At 57.2% G+C, this 17,477-nt stretch carries 14 protein-coding genes; 10 read left to right on the top strand and 4 right to left on the bottom strand.

The features are described 5' to 3' along the window. The first annotated feature begins 3 nt into the window (after positions 1-3). The 7 genes from ubiH (at position 4) to LQ945_RS09020 (ending at position 12,142) form a co-directional block, all read left to right on the top strand. The gene (gene ubiH / locus LQ945_RS09050) at positions 4-1,182 is read left to right on the top strand and encodes a 2-octaprenyl-6-methoxyphenyl hydroxylase (RefSeq protein WP_270102734.1); all 1,179 of its coding nucleotides are present in this window, start codon (positions 4-6) and stop codon (positions 1,180-1,182) included. Positions 1,183-1,268: 86 nt separating this feature from the next. Then, the gene (ubiI, locus tag LQ945_RS09045; RefSeq protein ID WP_270102733.1) at positions 1,269-2,471 is read left to right on the top strand and encodes an FAD-dependent 2-octaprenylphenol hydroxylase; all 1,203 of its coding nucleotides are present in this window, start codon (positions 1,269-1,271) and stop codon (positions 2,469-2,471) included. Positions 2,472-3,020: 549 nt separating this feature from the next. After that, positions 3,021-4,118, top strand: a complete 1,098-nt coding sequence (gcvT, locus tag LQ945_RS09040) for a glycine cleavage system aminomethyltransferase GcvT (RefSeq protein ID WP_044553268.1) — start codon at positions 3,021-3,023, stop codon at positions 4,116-4,118. Positions 4,119-4,162: 44 nt separating this feature from the next. Then, complete coding sequence (gene gcvH, locus LQ945_RS09035) at positions 4,163-4,549, top strand: glycine cleavage system protein GcvH (protein ID WP_044553267.1); 387 nt, start codon at positions 4,163-4,165, stop codon at positions 4,547-4,549. A gap of 86 nt (positions 4,550-4,635) precedes the next feature. Continuing rightward, positions 4,636-7,515, top strand: a complete 2,880-nt coding sequence (gene gcvP, locus LQ945_RS09030; protein WP_270102732.1) for an aminomethyl-transferring glycine dehydrogenase — start codon at positions 4,636-4,638, stop codon at positions 7,513-7,515. Between the two features lie 238 nt (positions 7,516-7,753). Continuing rightward, the gene (locus tag LQ945_RS09025) at positions 7,754-11,041 is read left to right on the top strand and encodes an autotransporter outer membrane beta-barrel domain-containing protein (RefSeq protein WP_270102731.1); all 3,288 of its coding nucleotides are present in this window, start codon (positions 7,754-7,756) and stop codon (positions 11,039-11,041) included. Positions 11,042-11,176: 135 nt separating this feature from the next. Beyond that, positions 11,177-12,142: a zinc-binding alcohol dehydrogenase family protein gene (locus LQ945_RS09020; RefSeq protein ID WP_270102730.1), complete on the top strand. Its 966-nt coding sequence runs from the start codon at positions 11,177-11,179 to the stop codon at positions 12,140-12,142. 4 nt (positions 12,143-12,146) lie between these two features. Here LQ945_RS09020 and LQ945_RS09015 read toward each other — a convergent pair whose 3' ends face one another. From LQ945_RS09015 to LQ945_RS09005, 3 genes are read right to left on the bottom strand one after another with little or no spacing between them, the layout of a single operon-like run. Next, a complete protein-coding gene (locus tag LQ945_RS09015) occupies positions 12,147-12,677 on the bottom strand; it encodes a GNAT family N-acetyltransferase (protein WP_270102729.1) in 531 nt (176 codons plus the stop codon). 6 nt (positions 12,678-12,683) lie between these two features. Beyond that, a complete protein-coding gene (locus LQ945_RS09010) occupies positions 12,684-14,090 on the bottom strand; it encodes an ATP-binding protein (RefSeq protein WP_270102728.1) in 1,407 nt (468 codons plus the stop codon). Beyond that, on the bottom strand, positions 14,087-14,755 hold the full coding sequence (locus LQ945_RS09005; RefSeq protein WP_048760848.1) for a response regulator: 669 nt from the start codon (positions 14,753-14,755) through the stop codon (positions 14,087-14,089). The genes LQ945_RS09010 and LQ945_RS09005 overlap by 4 nt, the downstream gene beginning before the upstream one ends. Positions 14,756-14,943: 188 nt before the next feature. Here LQ945_RS09005 and LQ945_RS09000 point away from each other — a divergent pair, with 188 nt between their 5' ends. The 3 genes from LQ945_RS09000 to LQ945_RS08990 are packed head-to-tail and all read left to right on the top strand — an operon-like array spanning position 14,944 to position 16,775. Continuing rightward, on the top strand, positions 14,944-15,162 hold the full coding sequence (locus tag LQ945_RS09000; protein ID WP_270102727.1) for a hypothetical protein: 219 nt from the start codon (positions 14,944-14,946) through the stop codon (positions 15,160-15,162). Positions 15,163-15,190: 28 nt separating this feature from the next. After that, positions 15,191-16,003: a MipA/OmpV family protein gene (locus tag LQ945_RS08995; RefSeq protein WP_270102726.1), complete on the top strand. Its 813-nt coding sequence runs from the start codon at positions 15,191-15,193 to the stop codon at positions 16,001-16,003. A gap of 25 nt (positions 16,004-16,028) precedes the next feature. Then, the gene (locus LQ945_RS08990) at positions 16,029-16,775 is read left to right on the top strand and encodes an SDR family oxidoreductase (RefSeq protein WP_270102725.1); all 747 of its coding nucleotides are present in this window, start codon (positions 16,029-16,031) and stop codon (positions 16,773-16,775) included. Positions 16,776-16,782: 7 nt separating this feature from the next. Here the strand turns inward: LQ945_RS08990 and LQ945_RS08985 are convergent, their stop codons facing one another. Further along, positions 16,783-17,460 carry a GntR family transcriptional regulator gene (locus LQ945_RS08985; RefSeq protein WP_020828484.1) on the bottom strand — a complete coding sequence of 226 codons (678 nt, stop codon included), beginning with the start codon at positions 17,458-17,460 and terminating at the stop codon, positions 16,783-16,785. Positions 17,461-17,477: the final 17 nt, after the last annotated feature.

Here is a 17,477-nt window from a genome sequence, read left to right as displayed (position 1 = left end):
GGCATGAGCGTAATTATTGTTGGCGGCGGCATGGCGGGCGCGACCTTGGCGCTGGCCATTTCATCGCTCACTCAGGGAAGAATGGCGGTTGATCTGGTCGAAGCCACCCGACCGGACGATCGTAGCCATCCGGGGTTTGACGCCCGCGCCATTGCCTTGGCGCAGGGCACCTGCCAACAGCTGACGCGTATCGGCGTTTGGCCGGCGTTGCGAGATTGCGCGACGGCCATTACCCAGGTACACGTCAGCGATCGCGGTCACGCGGGTTTCGTTAATCTGTACGCGCAAGATTATCAGGTTGACGCGCTCGGGCAGGTGATTGAACTGCATGACGCCGGCCAACGGTTGTTCGCGCTGCTGGCCAAGGCACCCGGCGTCACGCTGCATTGCCCGGCCAGAGTGGTCGATGTGGTGCGTACGGCGGAGCAGGCTGAAGTGCTGCTGGATAACGGGCGGCGCATCAGCGGGAAGCTGCTGGTGGCGGCAGACGGCTCGCGCTCGGCGCTGGCGCAGGCCTGCAACCTGCAATGGCAGCAAAATGATTATCCGCAGTTTGCCACCATCGCCAACGTAACCACGGCGGTGCATCCGCAAGGGCGTGCCTTTGAGCGTTTCACTCGCTATGGGCCTTTGGCATTGTTGCCAATGTCCCAGGGACGTAGCTCATTGGTGTGGTGCCATGCACGCGAAGATCGTGAACAGGTTGATGCGTGGGACGATGCACGCTTTATCAGTGAATTGCAGCAGGCGTTTGGCTGGCGATTGGGGCGAGTCCTGCGTGCCGGTAAGCGTCACAGCTACCCGCTCAGCCTGCTGACCGCCAACCAGCACGTCAGCCATCGCTTGGCCCTGGTGGGGAATGCTGCCCAGACGCTGCATCCTATCGCCGGTCAGGGGTTCAACCTCGGCCTGCGCGACGTGATGTCGCTGGCGGAAACGCTGGCTCAGGCACAGCAGGACGGAGAAGATCCCGGCGGCTATGCGTTGTTAAGCCGTTATCAGCAACGGCGACAGCAGGATCAGCAAGCGACGATTGGCGTCACCGACGGTTTGATCCGGCTGTTTGCCAACCGTTATGGCCCCTTGGTGGTCGGGCGTAATCTGGGTCTGATGGCGATGGCACAAATGCCGGCGGTGCGTGACGCCTTGGCCAAGCGGACTTTGGGCTGGGTAGATCGTTAGGCGATATTCAGAAGCGGCGCAGCGTGTTGCGCCCAAAAGCGCTGGGCAATCACTGCGCAGCGCGTCATTTAAGGAAATTAAGCAGCATGCAATCATTTGACGTGGTTATCGCCGGTGGCGGTATGGTGGGGCTGGCACTGGCTTGCGGTTTGCAGGGCAGCGGCCTGCGCGTTGCGGTGCTGGAGTACCAGCAGCCGGACATGACGCCGCCTCAGCCACAACCGGCACTGCGGGTATCCGCCATCAATGCCGCCAGCGAGCGCCTGCTGCAGCATATCGGCGTCTGGGACGAGATCCTTACCCTGCGCGCCAGCGCCTATAACGCCATGGAAGTGTGGGATCGCGACAGCTTCGGCAAGATTGCCTTCCGCGGTGACGAATGCGGCTTCAGCCACCTCGGTCACATCATTGAAAACTCGGTGATCCAGCAGGCGTTGTGGAAACGGGCGGCAAGCCTGAGTGATGTCACGCTGATCACCCCGGCGGCGCTCAAGCAGGTGGCCTGGGGCGAAAACGACGCTTTTATCACCCTGGAGGACGGCCGCATGCTGACGGCCCGGCTGGTAATAGGTGCCGACGGCGCTAATTCCTGGCTGCGCCAGCATGCCGATATTCCGTTGACCTTCTGGGACTACCGCCATCATGCGTTGGTGGCCACCATCCGCACCGAAGAGCCGCATTTGGCGACGGCGCGTCAGGTATTCCACGGCGACGGCATTCTGGCATTTCTGCCGTTCAGCGATCCGCATTTAAGCTCCATCGTCTGGTCGGTTGCTCCCGAAGAGGCCGAGCGCCTTAAGCAACTGGCGCCTGAGCAGTTTAACCGTGAGTTGGCGATGGCTTTCGATCTGCGCCTTGGCGCCTGCCAGTTGGAGAGCGAACGTCAGACCTTCCCGTTGACCGGGCGCTATGCACGCAGCTTTGCCGCGCATCGCCTGGCATTGGTGGGGGATGCAGCCCATACCGTGCATCCGTTGGCCGGTCAGGGGGTTAATCTGGGCTTTATGGACGCCGCCGAGCTGATCGCCGAATTGCGCCGCCTGCAACGTCAGGGCAAGGACATCGGTCAGCACCTGTATCTGCGTCGCTACGAGCGTCGTCGCAAACACGGCGCAGCGGTCATGCTGGCCAGCATGCAAGGATTCCGCGAACTGTTTGATGGCAACCACCCGGCGAAGAAATTGCTGCGCGATGTCGGGTTGCGGCTGGCTGACAGCCTGCCGGGCGTCAAGCCGAAGCTGGTGCGTCAGGCCATGGGCCTGAACGATCTGCCGGAATGGCTGGCCTGATAACGGCCTGAGAGAGATCCTTCTGCCGGGTCTCTCTTTCTTTTTCCCCGTAGCGTTACCGTTCTCCAAAGGCGCAGATCTGCGCCTTATGCCCATAGCTTTTCCTTATATAACCCTTCATTTGAAATAATCTAATTTCAGGCTGTTTTTCTCATTACTTTTTCTAATTCCATTACCGGTTATCAAAAGTCGAAATTCCGTCTCTGGCCGTGGGTTTGTTATATAACTTCGGATTTTTGGTGCTCTAATTGTTGGTTTTGTGCCTTAAAGCGCAGTTTTCCAGTTTAAAACTCTGCACACTAGCCCGGCTTTTTACTGGCGCAGAACGCCGCCAAGCCTATTTTAACTTATGGTTAATGTGGTCGTTCGGTGATAACGTCAGGGCAAAGGTATCGTTTGCGTCGCGGCGATTTGCCGCCGTTTTTGTCAATTTCGACGCAGCGTTTCTGTTGGGCAGTCAGTGCGCCACGCAATCCGGCCACGAGCCATAATCTGACGTATTGCGTAGCAGCACCCTATCTTCAGCTTCTGAGTGGAATGAGGGAAAAGATGGCAAAGCAAACCCCACTGTACGACCAGCACGTGGCGTGCGGTGCGCGCATGGTAGATTTTCATGGCTGGATGATGCCGCTGCATTATGGCTCCCAGATCGATGAGCACCACGCCGTGCGTCAGGATGCCGGTATGTTCGACGTCTCCCATATGACCATTGTGGATCTGCGCGGTGCCCGTACCCGCGAGTTTCTGCGTTACCTGCTGGCGAACGATGTCGCCAAACTTACCCAACCTGGCAAAGCGCTGTACACCGGCATGCTGAATGCGTCCGGCGGCGTGATTGACGACCTGATCGTTTACTTCTTTACTGAAGACTATTTCCGCCTGGTGGTGAACTCCGCCACACGTGATAAAGACCTGGCCTGGATCGAAGAGCATGCAGCGCCGTATGGCGTAACGCTGACGGTGCGTGACGATCTGGCGCTGATTGCAGTGCAGGGCCCACAGGCCAAAGAGCGTGCCGCCACCTTGTTTACCCCGGAACAAAAAAACGCGGTGGAAGGCATGAAGCCGTTCTTCGGCGTGCAGGCAGGGGATCTGTTTATTGCCACCACCGGTTATACCGGCGAAGCAGGTTATGAAATCGCTCTGCCGAAAGAGCAGGCGGCAGATTTCTGGCAGCAACTGCTGGCGGCGGGCGTTAAGCCGGCCGGGCTGGGTGCGCGTGACACGCTGCGTCTGGAAGCGGGCATGAACCTGTATGGTCAGGAGATGGATGAAGGTATTTCGCCGCTGGCCGCCAACATGGGCTGGACCATCGCCTGGCAGCCGGAGGATCGTCAGTTCATCGGTCGTGACGCGCTGGAAAAACAGCGTGAGCAGGGCACTGAACAACTGGTCGGCTTGATCATGACGGAAAAAGGCGTATTACGTAATGAGCTGCCGGTACGTTTCACCGATGCGGCGGGTCAGACGCATGAAGGGGTGATCACCAGCGGTTCATTTTCACCGACCCTGGGCTTCAGCATCGCCCTGGCCCGCGTTCCTGCCGGTATCGGCGAACAGGCCATCGTACAGATCCGCAACCGCGAAATGCCGGTCAGGGTCACCAAACCTGGCTTTGTGCGTGCCGGTAAGTCACTGATTAATTAATTTTTGTTTATTGATTCTTTATTTCTTCGAAGGAGTAGCTGGCGATGAGCAATGTGCCAACAGAATTGAAATACGCATCCTCCCACGAGTGGGTTCGTTCAGAAGGTAACGGCGTTTACACCGTAGGTATCACCGAACACGCGCAGGAACTGCTGGGCGATATGGTGTTTGTCGATCTGCCAGAAGTGGGCCGCAAAGTCGCCGCCGGTGAAGATTGCGCCGTGGCGGAATCCGTCAAGGCGGCATCGGACATTTACGCGCCAATCAGCGGCGAAATCGTGGCGGTGAATAGCGAGTTGGAAGGCTCCCCGGAGCTGGTCAACAGCGAACCTTACGGTGACGGCTTCCTGTTCCAGATTAAAGCCTCAGACGAAGGCGAGCTGGCGAGCCTGCTGGACGCCGCTGCTTATCAGGCTTCTATCGACGAGTAATCCATGCAACGCCCCAGGCCTTTCGGCCGGGGCGTTTTAGTTCAGGCTATATCCCGTACCACGCCAGAATTCAGGAATTTGTAGCAATGACTCAGACACTCAGCCAACTTGAACACAGCGAAGCGTTCATCGAACGCCACATCGGCTCTTCTGCAGAACAACAGCAGCAGTTGCTGGAAGCGGTGGGCGCACGCTCGCTCAGCGCGCTGATCCAACAGATTGTGCCGGCAGACATTCAACTGCCTGCGCCGCCGCCGGTGGGCGATGCGGCAACTGAACATCAGGCGCTGGCCGAACTGAAGGCGATTGCCTCGCAGAATCAGCGCTACAAATCCTATATCGGTATGGGTTACAGCGCGGTGCTGACGCCGCCAGTGATCCTGCGCAACATGCTGGAAAACCCAGGTTGGTACACCGCTTATACCCCGTATCAGCCGGAAGTGTCGCAGGGCCGTCTTGAGGCGCTGTTGAACTTCCAAACCCTGACCCTGGATTTGACCGGTTTGGATCTGGCATCCGCCTCGCTGTTGGACGAAGCCACTGCGGCGGCCGAAGCGATGGCGCTGGCCAAACGCGCCAGCAAGCTGAAAGACGCCAACCGCTTCTTCGTGGCTGATGACGTACATCCTCAGACGCTGGACGTGGTGCGTACCCGCGCCGAAACCTTCGGTTTCGAAGTGATCGTGGATAAAGCCGAGAAAGTGCTGGAGCTGCAAGGCGTGTTCGGCGTGCTGCTGCAACAGGTAGGCACCACCGGTGAACTGCACGACTACAGCGCGCTGCTGGCCGAATTGAAGAACCGTAAAATCGGCACCAGCGTGGCGGCCGACATTATGGCGTTGGTGCTGCTGACCGCACCGGGCAAACAGGGCGCCGATGTGGTGTTCGGTTCTGCACAGCGCTTCGGCGTGCCGATGGGCTACGGCGGGCCACATGCTGCCTTCTTTGCCTGTCGCGACGAGTTCAAACGCTCGATGCCGGGCCGTATCATTGGCGTTTCCCGCGATGCCGCAGGCAACACCGCGCTGCGCATGGCGATGCAAACCCGTGAACAACATATCCGCCGCGAAAAAGCCAACTCGAATATCTGTACCTCGCAGGTACTGCTGGCCAACATTGCCAGCCTGTATGCGGTGTACCATGGCCCGCAGGGCCTGCAACGCATCGCCGGGCGCATCCATCGTCTGACCGACATTCTGGCCGCCGGGCTGCAACAAGCCGGGCTGACATTGCGCCATAAAACATGGTTCGACACCCTGACGGTCGAAGTGAAGGACAAGGCTGCCGTACTGGAACGTGCATTGAGCTTCGGCATCAACTTGCGTACCGACATTCACGGTGCCGTGGGCATTACGCTGGACGAAGCCACCTCCCGTGAAGACGTACAGACGCTGTTTGCCTTGCTGGCGGGCGACGACCATGGTCTGGACATCGACGCGCTGGACGCTGCCGTGAGCAAAAACAGCCAGTCGATCCCGGCTGCCATGCTGCGCAAGGATCCGATCCTGACTCACCCGGTATTTAATCGTTATCACAGCGAAACCGAGATGATGCGCTACATGCACCGTCTGGAACGCAAGGATCTGGCGCTCAACCAGGCGATGATCCCGCTGGGCTCCTGCACCATGAAGCTCAATGCCGCGGCGGAAATGATCCCGATTACCTGGCCTGAATTCTCCGAACTGCACCCATTCTGTCCGCCAGAGCAGGCGGCAGGTTACCAGCAAATGATCGGCCAACTGTCGCAGTGGTTAGTGCAACTGACCGGTTATGACGCAGTTTGCATGCAGCCTAACTCCGGTGCTCAGGGCGAATACGCCGGTTTGCTGGCGATCCGTCGTTACCATGAAAGCCGCAATGAAGCGGGCCGTCATATTTGCCTGATCCCAAGCTCTGCGCACGGCACCAACCCCGCTTCCGCGCAAATGGCGGGCATGAGCGTGGTGGTGGTGGCCTGCGACAAGAACGGCAACATCGATCTGCATGATCTGCGCGTCAAGGCAGAACAGGCGGGTGAAGAACTGTCCTGCATCATGGTGACCTACCCGTCGACCCACGGCGTGTACGAAGAAACTATTCGTGAAGTGTGCCAGATCGTTCATCAGTTCGGTGGCCAGGTCTATCTCGACGGCGCCAACATGAATGCTCAGGTGGGGATCACCACCCCGGGTTATATCGGGGCGGACGTTTCGCACCTTAACCTGCATAAAACCTTCTGTATCCCTCACGGCGGCGGTGGCCCAGGCATGGGCCCTATCGGCGTGAAATCCCACCTTGCCCCGTTCGTTCCAGGCCATAGCGTGGTGCAGATCGACGGTGTGACCACCCAGCAGGGCGCAGTCTCCGCTGCGCCGTTCGGCAGCGCTTCTATCCTGCCAATCAGCTGGATGTACATCCGCATGATGGGTGCGGAAGGCTTGAAGCAGGCCAGCCAGGTGGCAATCCTTAATGCCAACTACATTGCGACCCGTTTGAAGGACGCTTACCCAGTGCTGTATACCGGTCGCGATCACCGCGTAGCGCATGAATGTATTCTCGATATTCGTCCGCTGAAGGAAGAAACCGGCATCAGCGAAATGGACATCGCCAAACGTCTGATCGACTACGGCTTCCATGCGCCGACCATGTCGTTCCCGGTGGCGGGTACGCTGATGGTTGAGCCAACCGAGTCGGAAAGCAAGGTCGAGCTGGATCGCTTTATCGATGCGATGCTGGCGATCCGCGGCGAGATTGATCGGGTGGCAAAAGGCGAATGGCCATTGGAAGATAACCCGCTGGTGAACGCGCCCCACGTGCAGGCGGAGCTGGTCAGCGACTGGCAGCATGCCTACAGCCGTGAGCTGGCGGTGTTCCCGATTGCCGGCGTGCGTGAGAACAAATACTGGCCGAGCGTGAAGCGTCTGGATGACGTGTACGGCGATCGTAACCTGTTCTGTTCCTGCGTGCCAATGAGCGACTACGAATAAGCTTATTCGTGCAGGTTTACCTTTTGAAGCAGCGCATTATGCGCTGCTTTTTTTATGGCTAATCTCTGAGAGTTTTCTTACTGATTCATTTGATTAATTAGCAATTTTTTATTTCCCCGCGCTTTGCCTCCCTTATTTTTTAAGACTCTCTCCGGTTTAATTTGCGTTTACATCCACACGTCTAAATTGTCATCAGCAAACTATTTTGCAGGGACGATCCATTGACAAGGAGTGCACGATGAAAAGGTTGGCTATCGCAATCATTGCGGCTTTACCTCTCTGTTCCGCGCAGGCGGTCGAGAGCTACGAGGTTCGAAATAACAGCGGTCAAACGGTGTTTAAACTGAATTTCTACGGTCCGGCCGACGACAGCTACTTTAATGAGGAGGGGGTCCCCCAGCATGCCTCTTGGGCATTGGATGATGCGCAAAAGGCTCAGGTGATCAGCGCCGCGCAACGCTGGGCCGATATTATCAAGCCTGCGCCGGGCCGATTGCCGGGCGTGATTAACATCGGCACCTATGACGATGAGGGGGCCGGTGCGTTGAGCCCTGACGTCAGCGATGCGGAATTTAGCCTGACCCAGCTTCAGGCGGTGTTGCAGGGCCAGGATGCCGGCGAGTTGGACAACGGTGCCCACGCCGTCGTCAGGATCGGGAAAATGGATTTTACCCCTGGCCAGGCTTCGCCGGCACTGATCCCCACCGATCACCGTACCGATCTGGAAGTCACCCTTTTTCATGAAATAGCCCATGCCTTGGGGATTAGCGCCACAGCCGGTGTAACGGATGGTGTGACCCAATTTGGCCCGACGTTTGGCAGCTGGAGTTCGCACCTGTTTGATGACAATGGCAATCCGGCGCAGCCGGGGCAGGCTATCTTGTGCAATAAGTGTGAGGGGCCGGACGATCCTTCTGCCTTTGATGTGCGCAAAGATCGCGGCTATTTCGCCGGCAGCCACGTCAAAGAGGTGTTGGACGGTGCCATGCCGGGTGTCCCGGTACGTATTCTCGATGTGCTGGGCGATCTGGACGATGATTACATGTCGCACATTGAGCTCGATCGCAGCCTGATGAGCCATCAAAACTACCGTAATTACACCACCATGATGGAAACTGAGTTAGCGCTGCTGCAGGACATGGGGTATGACATCGATCGCCGTAACTTCTTTGGCCGCTCGATTTACGGCAGCGGCCTGGAAGTAATCAACCATCAGGGATATTTTGCACGCAACGCGGCTGGCACTGCGTATCTCGACGGCCAGGCCAATACCGCAGCACGGGGAGTCGGGTTGCACATCTACGGCAGTAACAACCGGGTCGAACAGCGCGCCGACATCATGGCGGATGGCGTTGCCGCTGCGGGTATCAGGATAGATGGCGCGGGGAATACGCTCAGCATTGCACCCGGCGTCCGGGTTCAGGCTAACGGCGATTACGGCACCGGTTTATTGGTGGCATACGGCGATAGCCACAATATCCTTCAACGCGGCAGCCTGGAAGCGAACGGTAAAGAAGGCGTCGCCGCAAGGCTGGATTTCGGCAACAACCTGCTGGGTAACGAAACTGAATACCGTGGTTCGTATATCTGGCAGTGGGCGGGCGTCGATCTGTCCCAATATCGGGCTGCGCCGCTGGTGTCCAATTTCGATATTACCGGCTCGTTAAAAGGAGCCAAAGCGGCTATCTACCAGTCAGTGAATGCATTGGCCGGTGCCATTAACGTGATGCGCGGCGCTGACATTCAGGGCGATATCATTTCCGATTATGCACAACGGGATGGAAATAATCAGGCACGTCTGACTCGCTTGACCTTCGGCCTGCAGCCAGATGCGCAGGGGCAGGTCACTGCGGTGGCGGATAACGGTTTTGATTTCACCTATAACGGCAACATTCGGGGTAAGGAAAACCTGGCGCTGGTGGCCGAAGGCGGGAAAACCACCCTGAACGGTAACCATCAGGTCTATAGCGTGGATATCCAGCCGGGTGCCCAATTGGCGGGTAATAGCCGCTACGCGCTGTCGGATGCCGGGCTGTTCACCAATAACGGCTTGCTTACCGCCGGGGGGCCCTTTGGCCAGTTGTCGATCGACGGTAATTATTCCCAGGGGCCACAGGGGCACTTGCAATTGATGTTCGACGGCCAAGGGCAGGGCGATCGGGTACAAATTAGCGGTAAATCCAGCTTAAGCGGAACCCTGACGTTGATGCCGGTAAAAGGCTGGTATGCCTCAGGCTGGCAGATGAACAGCGCTTCTCTGTTGCGATTGGGCCAGGTCAGCGGTGAATTCGAGCAGCTCGGCGTTCAGACGGCATCACCGACGCTGAGCTTCCATGTTACTCCGTTGGCAGCCGGACAATACCAAATCAGCGCGAGCCGTGGCGTATCGGCCTACAGCCAATATGCACAGAATGCGAATGAACGAAATGTGGGTCTGGCGTTAGCCCGGGCTGCGGCGACGGCGGGAAACGACCTGCGGCCGTTACTGACCGCGCTGGATTTCTCCAGCCCCGAAGGCCGACAGGTGAACAGCGCGTTGGCGCAGCTGGAGCCGTCGGCTTATAACAGCCTGATTCAGACCTCATTCGACCGCGAACGCCAGTTAACCCGTGCCTTGACCGCACCGGAGCGCAATTTGACGTTGGCACCAACGAGCGACGAGCAAGATTGGATCAGTTTTGCCCTGCCGTACGGCGGCGGTAACTGGCAAAACAATACGGGCACAATCGCCGGTTACAACGCATCGCGTTATGGCGTGTTGTTCGGTGCCGAGAAACGTAACTGGCTGGTACCGGGCCTGACCACCGGTTTCCACGCGGCGGTCGGCGGGCAAACGGTCAACGCCAAAAGCGCCGATCGAGCGCGCACGCACAGCACCTCCTTTGATGTTGGCTTGCAGTTCAACTACGCACAGGATGCCATGGTTGGGCCGTTTGCCTATGGTCTGGGACGCCTAGGGGCGGAGGAAAATCAGATGAAGCGCCAGTTTGATGTGGCCGGCATAAGCGGCACCCGCAAGAGCGACTGGACGGCCTGGAACGGTTCACTAACCTTGGGCGGTGGCTATCATTTTGCGTTAACCGAGGCATTTAGCCTCGGCCCGGTGGCAGCGCTGGACTATACCGCGACCACCCATCGCACGATCCAGGAGTCCGGTTTGGGTAACGCGCCGTCGCTGCAGATTAAGGGACGTTATGCCGATTCGCTGCAAAGCACGCTGGGTGTGGAAGCGCTGTATCGGCAGCCATTGCAGGGCTCACAGGCGCTGTCCGCCACTCTGCGCCTTGGCTGGCAACATGAGTTGTTAAACAACAAGCTGAGTCAGCGTGCTCAGTTTGTGGGCTATAACGCCTCAGCTTTTGATAGCGAAAGCACCTTGGCCGGGCGCGATGCGTTGGCCGCGCAGGCCGGTGTGCAGTATCAGCTAAACCAGGCCGTCTCTTTGGGCGCCGGCGTTTCCAGTGAACTGTTACGCAAGGGCAGCCATTCGTTAGAGGGCAACGTTGCCGTGACCTGGCGTTTCTGATTTTTTAATCGGATTACCGCTGAGCGAATATCAATAACACTTTTCGGCTAGATGTATTATCAGGGGACACGGCATGATGCCCTGTCCCTTTTTTATTGTCGCAGCAGGGCAACCTAAATGACATGAGGATCCAAAATGAGAGCAGCAACCGTAAACGCATTGGGGCAGGCCCCGGTACTCGGTAATGTGGATGAGCCGGTAGCGCGGGAAGGGGAAACGCTAATCGCGGTGAGCGTGGCGGGCATCAAGCAATTGGATCGCGCCATAGTAGCCGGAACGCATTACTCAAGCCCGAAAAGCTTGCCGATCGTACCCGGCACCGATGGCGTTGGCTATGCGCCGGACGGTCAACGGGTCTATTTTGCCTCCTTCCGGCAACCGCACGGTGCGCTGGCAGAACGAACTCTCGCCTCCTGGACGGTACCGGTACCGAAAGGTGTGGATGACGCGACGGCCGCCGCATTGATTAACCCGGCATTCGCTGCCTGGTTGCCACTGCACTGGCGTGCCGAGTTGCAGGCGGGTGAAACGGTGCTGATTATCGGGGCTACCGGGACCTCAGGTAAGCTGGCGGTAGCGGCCGCACGTCAGGCGGGAGCGGGGCGAATTGTCGCCGCCGGTCGCCGTCAGAGCGTGCTGGATGCGCTGGACGTTGATGCTACGGTCGATCTTGGGCTGGAAGGGGCTGCATTGACGCAGGCTTTCGCCGCCGCAGCGGGGCCGCATGGCTATCAGGTGATTGTCGACTATATCTGGGGTGCCGCGACCGAAGCCTTGCTTGCGACGCTTAGCAACCATGATCTGTCTTCCTACGCCGGTGGGCGCGGCATACGTTTGGTGAACGTCGGGTCGATGGCCGGGCCGGATATCCGCCTGCCGGCGGCGGTGCTGCGCAGCAATCAACTGCAGATCATGGGCAGCGGCACCGGCAACTTCCCGCCGATAGCCGAGATGCAAAGGTATGCCAGTGAAATCCTGGTCTTGGCGGCAGCAGGGCAAATTTCGGTTGAAACTCAGGAGCATGGCTTATCAGAGATCGCCGAAGTCTGGGATCTGAACAAGAAAAGCGACGTGCGTTCGGTGATCCGAATTGCCCAATAGGCGGCTACCGGCAATAGCAAACCAGGTGGATATCTTCCGGCTCGCGGGCGAACAGCTCGTCATCAGGCTGATCAATCAAGCGGCAGCCCTGCGACAGGTAGAAATCCACGGTGTTTTTATTGGGGATAGAAGATACGTACAACCCCAGCGCGCCCTCTTTTGCAGCCTGCTGCAGACAGTGGTTGAACAGGATCTTACCCAGTCCTTTACCGCGCTGGGCGGCACCGACGTAGAAAAAAAGCAGTTGGAGCAAGTCCTGTTGCGGGCCGCGCGGCAAGGTATCTACCACCGCCGCGGCAACAATTTTATCTTGATCTGACAGAGCGAAAAACGAGCCACCGCGGGCAAAGCATTGTTCATGGATCGGCGTATAGGTTTCCCGATCGTGCGGATCCCAGCCGCGTACATCGTAATAGTCGGCATAAGGCCGCAGCTCTCCGTCTTGCAGACGATAGAGGGTATCGATAATTTCACTGCGGTCGATCTGCCACAGGGCATCAAGCTGGTGTTGCTGCAGCAAAATGGGGACGGTCATGGCGGGTTAGTTCTCCGTCGGTATCAGGTAATTTTCCGGCAGGTCGATGACAAATCCGATGCCGCGTTCATCAAGCCCTTCGGTGATCCGTAGCTGCGCACCGATCTTATCGGCCAGGTTTTTGGCAATGGCCAGTCCCAGACCGCTGCCTGTCTGCTGAACGCCAGGCACGCGGTAAAAACGCTCGAACAGGCGCTTTTGGTATTCCCGGCTAACGCCAGGGCCATTGTCACGCAGGGTAATATAGCAGCCCAGGGGGGACAACGAGCGGATATTGGCTTCGATCCTGCCGCCGGGCGGGGCGTATTTGATGGCGTTTTCCAGCAGGTTGGTAAAGATGGTGATCAGCGAATGACGATCGGTATCGATAATCACGTTTTCACTGCCTTCCAGCGAAAGCTCAACGTTCTTTTCCATCGCATAGGGTACGTGCTGGGCAATGCATTTGCTGATTTCAGCGTAGATATCTACCGCCTCAATCTTCAGCGGAAAGTCTTCCGACTCCAGCTTGGCCAGATCAATCAGCTGGCGCGACAGCGATGCGGCGCGATCCAGCCCCAGCTGCATGTCCCCAATGATTTCCTGCCGTTCGGTTTTATCCGCCACCTGAGTCAGCAGGTGCAGCTGTGCCAGCACGGCGGCGATCGGGGTGCGCAGTTCGTGGGCCGCGTCCGCCATAAAGCGTTTTTCACGCTGGTTGGCGGCGTCGATACGCGTCATCAGCTTATTGATTTCCAGCACGACAGGCCGAATTTCCTGGTACTGCGCCCGTACATTGATCGGCGATAAGTTGCCTGGCTTGCGGTCAGAGATGGTTCTGGCAATTTGCCGCAGCGGCCGCAGGCTGAAATAGGCGGTGATCAGCAGCGTGACGATGATCGCCGCCAGGATCACCAGCAAAGGGATTGCGGTGCTTTCCGCCGGATTGCCGAAAATGGTGGTGCGGTTGTCGAAAGATTCGCCGACGATCACCCGAAACTTCTGCTTTTCGCTCCAGCTGCCGGCGATATGCCACTTCACGTTGGCGTAGCTGATGGTGCCGGACAGCACCGACGGGGGCAAAACCAAAGGTTTATCTTGAGCGGGAGAGGCATAAAGCATCTGATTATTACGATCGAAAACGACAAACAGCGGACGATAATCTATTTCGTCTTCCATCCCGTTTTTAATCGAATCGATGTACATTGTTTCGATATCTTTAATGATGTCGGAATAATTATTGTTGGTAACGTCAGTCTTGTCGAGAATGTTGGCGATGCCTTGTGCAACAATACGCTGCTGATTATCCAGATACTTTTCAGCATCCGGGTAATAAAGGTATTTGACCCAACCCAGCAATATTCCCCAGAGTACCAGTATGGCCATCACCTGGAAAACGATGGTTCGCATGAAAAAGGATTTGAAGCTAATCATCCCTGAGACTCTTTTTTCAATAAATAACCTATGCCGCGTACGGTAATAATTCTCTCCTTGCCAATTTTTCGCCGCAGATTATGCATGTGCACCTCAAGAGAATTACTTTCTACATTATCGCCATTGCCGAATAGGCGCTGTTCCAGGGCCGCCTTGCGCACCACGGTACCGGCGCAACGCATCAGTTCGTGCAACAGGCGGTACTCTTTTTTCGACAGCAGCAGCAGTTCGTCGTCCAGCGTGACCTGGTGGTTCATGGGATCCAGATACAGGTTGCCCAGGCTCCAGGTTTGGGAGGCAAACCCCGCCATGCGCCGGTTTACCGCCTTCACGCGGGAGATCAGCTCAGGCAGGGCAAAAGGCTTTGCCAGAAAGTCATCTGCACCGGAATCCAGGCTATTGACCAGGCTTTCTATGCGGTCACGGGCGGTCAGAATAATAATCGGAATATTTTGGCCCGCAGCGCGCCATTCAATCAGCTTTTTCAAGCCATCGCCGTCGGGCAGGGTGAGATCCAGCAGCATTAAATCGAAGCTGCCTTCAGATAATTTATGTTGTGCATCATGGACTAACCGCACCCAGCACAAATCGAACCCTGCCAACTCTAAAGCTCGGCACAGGGCTTTGCCCAATTGCAGATCGTCTTCCACAAGCAATATGTTCACGGGGTATCCGGTTTATGTCACGGCGCTGGCGGCTATATAACTACAACCGCAGGGGGAAGACAACGACGCGCTCCTGTTTGTTCACCCCTTCTTAAGCAAACCTTAATCTGGGATTAATTTGACGTTAAGGGAAGACCGTCCTCTTTCAAGTACGCTCAGCCCTGAATAAATCATTCAGGTGAGAAAAAATGCGTATCGACAATCTTTCAATGAAGGCTGCCCGCTTAGGCGCAATTTTATTGTTGGTATTGGCCATGCTGTCTTTCCACGTCGATGCGCAAGGTGGGGATCATGGCGAATCATTTTTACCCACTCTGTCTGTTATTCAGCATACGGAGTCATCGGATTTTTGTAAAAGCTTAAAGCCACGTATTAAAAAACAATTGCGGCGCCTGGTGGCGCTTTAAACCTTTATTAAATAATAAGGCAGATACGGTGAAAAATACCCTGGGTTATTCTGCGGCGACGTTATTGGTGTTATTCCCTCTGCAGGGGTTTACGCAAGATGGCGCAGAGGCGTCATTGAAATTCAGCGGCGGCATGGCCGTGGTGCCGGACTATCAGGGAGCTGCCGACTACAGTGCCGTGCCGCTGTACGATATTGAGGCCGGTTACGAGAAGTCTGCCTGGGGTGACTTCAGCCTGGGTTTGCAAAACGGTGCCCGCTGGCAGTTGCCGTTATCGGGGCCCTTCGGCATTGCCCTGCTGGCCGGCTATGACGCCGGGCGTGATGAAGAGCTGAAAACGCTGCGAGGCCACAATAAGCGGCTAAAAGGCATGGGCGATCTGAAGGGAGCCCTGGAAGCCGGCATTGAGCTGAGCTATAAATTTGACCCTTTTCGCACTTACGTCAAGGGGATGCAGGCCACCAAAGCGCGCCGCTATGGGGATGAGGATCTCGGGCATACCGCCTATGTCGATCTGGGTATCGCGGCAGTTTATCCGCTGAGCGAGGCATTGACGTTTTCAACCGATTTGAGCACCACCTGGGCCAATAAGGGTTACCAGCGTGGTTATTTTGGCGTGACGCAGCAGCAGGCACAGCAAACTTCATTCACCGCTTACCGACCGGGCAGCGGCTTTAAACAAGCCACCCTCACCGGCGTGCTGAATTACGCACTAACGCCGGAAATTGCCTTTCAGGGGGGCGTAAGTCTCTATACTCTGCTGGGGGATGCGGCCAAAAGCCCCATCGTCGAGAAAAAAACGGCCGGCATCGTCTTCCTGAGCGCCAGCTACAGTTTCTGATTTCCCAACCAGAGAAAGGAACGACATGACGAAAGTTGCATTGGTCACCGGCGCCAGCCGCGGTATTGGTCGCGCCACGGCGCTGCTGTTGGCCCGTAAGGGGTATGCGGTCGGCGTTAACTATCTGAAAAATGAAGCGGCAGCAGCGCAGGTGGTGGCGGAAATCGAAGCGATGGGCGGCCGGGCGCTGGCGCTAAAAGCGGATGTGGCCGATGAAAATCAGGTGGTGGCGATGTTTAATGCGTTGGATGCCGGCCTCGGCCCGATAAGTGCGCTGGTCAATAACGCCGGCATCTTGTTTCAGCAGACGGGGATTGAGCAACTGACCGCCGAGCGTATCAACAAGGTATTGTCTACCAACGTTACCGGCTATTTTCTCTGTTGCCGCGAGACGGTGAAGCGCATGGCGAAGCGTCATGGCGGGCAGGGCGGAGCGATCGTCAATGTCTCCTCCGCGGCCGCGCGTATCGGTGCTCCTGGGGAATATATCGACTATGCCGCTTCTAAAGGGGCGGTAGATACGCTCACCACCGGACTGGCGCTGGAGGTGGCAGCGCAGGGCATTCGCGTCAACGCCGTGCGACCGGGGCTGATTTATACCGAAATGCATGCCAGCGGCGGCGAACCTGGACGCGTTGATCGGGTAAAAAGCAGCCTGCCGATGCAGCGTGGCGGCACCCCGGAAGAGGTGGCGGAAGCCATTGTCTGGTTACTGTCCGATGCCGCTTCTTACATCACCGGCAGCTTTATTGAGGCCGCCGGCGGCCGCTGACGGCGGCTTATCCCTCATGCAGCAGGGCACTGCGGAATGAAAGTATGTGCGCCTGCGCCGCATTGGCGGCTGCGTCATCGTCCTGCGCGGCCAGTGCGGCGATAATCGCCCGATGTTCCTCTATCACTTCGCGCATATGGCCTTCGCGTGACAGCGTGCTGGCCCAGAAGCGTTGTGCTCTGGCGTGCAGTACGCTCAGAATGTCCGCCAACATATTATTGCCGGCGATCTGTGCCAGCTGCTGGTGGAACTGATGATCCAGCGTCATCATTTTTACCCGATCGCGTTGCTGACTGGCGGCTTCGATTTGTTGATTGAGTTCCGTAAGCTCGGCGATCTGGGGGGCCGTAATTCTTTTGCTCGCCAACCGCATACACAGCATTTCATTGGCCAAACGCACTTCAATCAATTCCAGCGCATCGTCCATCGAAAGCGGCGCAACCATCACCCCTTTACGCGGGATCACCTGCAGTAATCCTTCATTGGCCAGTCGGTGGATCGCCTGGTTGATCGGCGTTCTGCCCATGTCCAGCTCGCTCATCACCTGAGCGGTATTGAGATATTCACCAGGTTTATAACTCAACGTCACCAGCGCCTGCTTAAAGCGTCGGTAGGCCAGTTCATTCAGTGACAGCCCGGCTTCCTCTGCCGTCGGGAGTTCCGGGCTCTCTGCGTCAAGGGTCATCACGTTCTGCTCCTGCA

Source organism: Serratia liquefaciens (assembly GCF_027594825.1).
GTDB lineage: Bacteria > Pseudomonadota > Gammaproteobacteria > Enterobacterales > Enterobacteriaceae > Serratia > Serratia liquefaciens_A.
The sequence above is the reverse complement of the archived record's forward strand: the minus strand, read 5'-3'. Positions and strand labels throughout refer to the sequence as shown.

Bases quoted from the DNA above. Each gene is read 5' to 3' on its own strand.
- ubiI (WP_270102733.1), top strand. From the start codon at position 1,269: ATGCAATCATTTGACGTGGTTATCGCCGGTGGCGGTATGGTGGGGCTG.
- gcvT (WP_044553268.1), top strand. From the start codon at position 3,021: ATGGCAAAGCAAACCCCACTGTACGACCAGCACGTGGCGTGCGGTGCG.
- gcvH (WP_044553267.1), top strand. From the start codon at position 4,163: ATGAGCAATGTGCCAACAGAATTGAAATACGCATCCTCCCACGAGTGG.
- gcvP (WP_270102732.1), top strand. From the start codon at position 4,636: ATGACTCAGACACTCAGCCAACTTGAACACAGCGAAGCGTTCATCGAA.
- ubiH (WP_270102734.1), top strand. From the start codon at position 4: ATGAGCGTAATTATTGTTGGCGGCGGCATGGCGGGCGCGACCTTGGCG.
- LQ945_RS09000 (WP_270102727.1), top strand. From the start codon at position 14,944: ATGCGTATCGACAATCTTTCAATGAAGGCTGCCCGCTTAGGCGCAATT.
- LQ945_RS08985 (WP_020828484.1), bottom strand. From the start codon at position 17,460: ATGACCCTTGACGCAGAGAGCCCGGAACTCCCGACGGCAGAGGAAGCC.
- LQ945_RS09015 (WP_270102729.1), bottom strand. From the start codon at position 12,677: ATGACCGTCCCCATTTTGCTGCAGCAACACCAGCTTGATGCCCTGTGG.
- LQ945_RS09025 (WP_270102731.1), top strand. From the start codon at position 7,754: ATGAAAAGGTTGGCTATCGCAATCATTGCGGCTTTACCTCTCTGTTCC.
- LQ945_RS09020 (WP_270102730.1), top strand. From the start codon at position 11,177: ATGAGAGCAGCAACCGTAAACGCATTGGGGCAGGCCCCGGTACTCGGT.
- LQ945_RS09010 (WP_270102728.1), bottom strand. From the start codon at position 14,090: ATGATTAGCTTCAAATCCTTTTTCATGCGAACCATCGTTTTCCAGGTG.
- LQ945_RS08990 (WP_270102725.1), top strand. From the start codon at position 16,029: ATGACGAAAGTTGCATTGGTCACCGGCGCCAGCCGCGGTATTGGTCGC.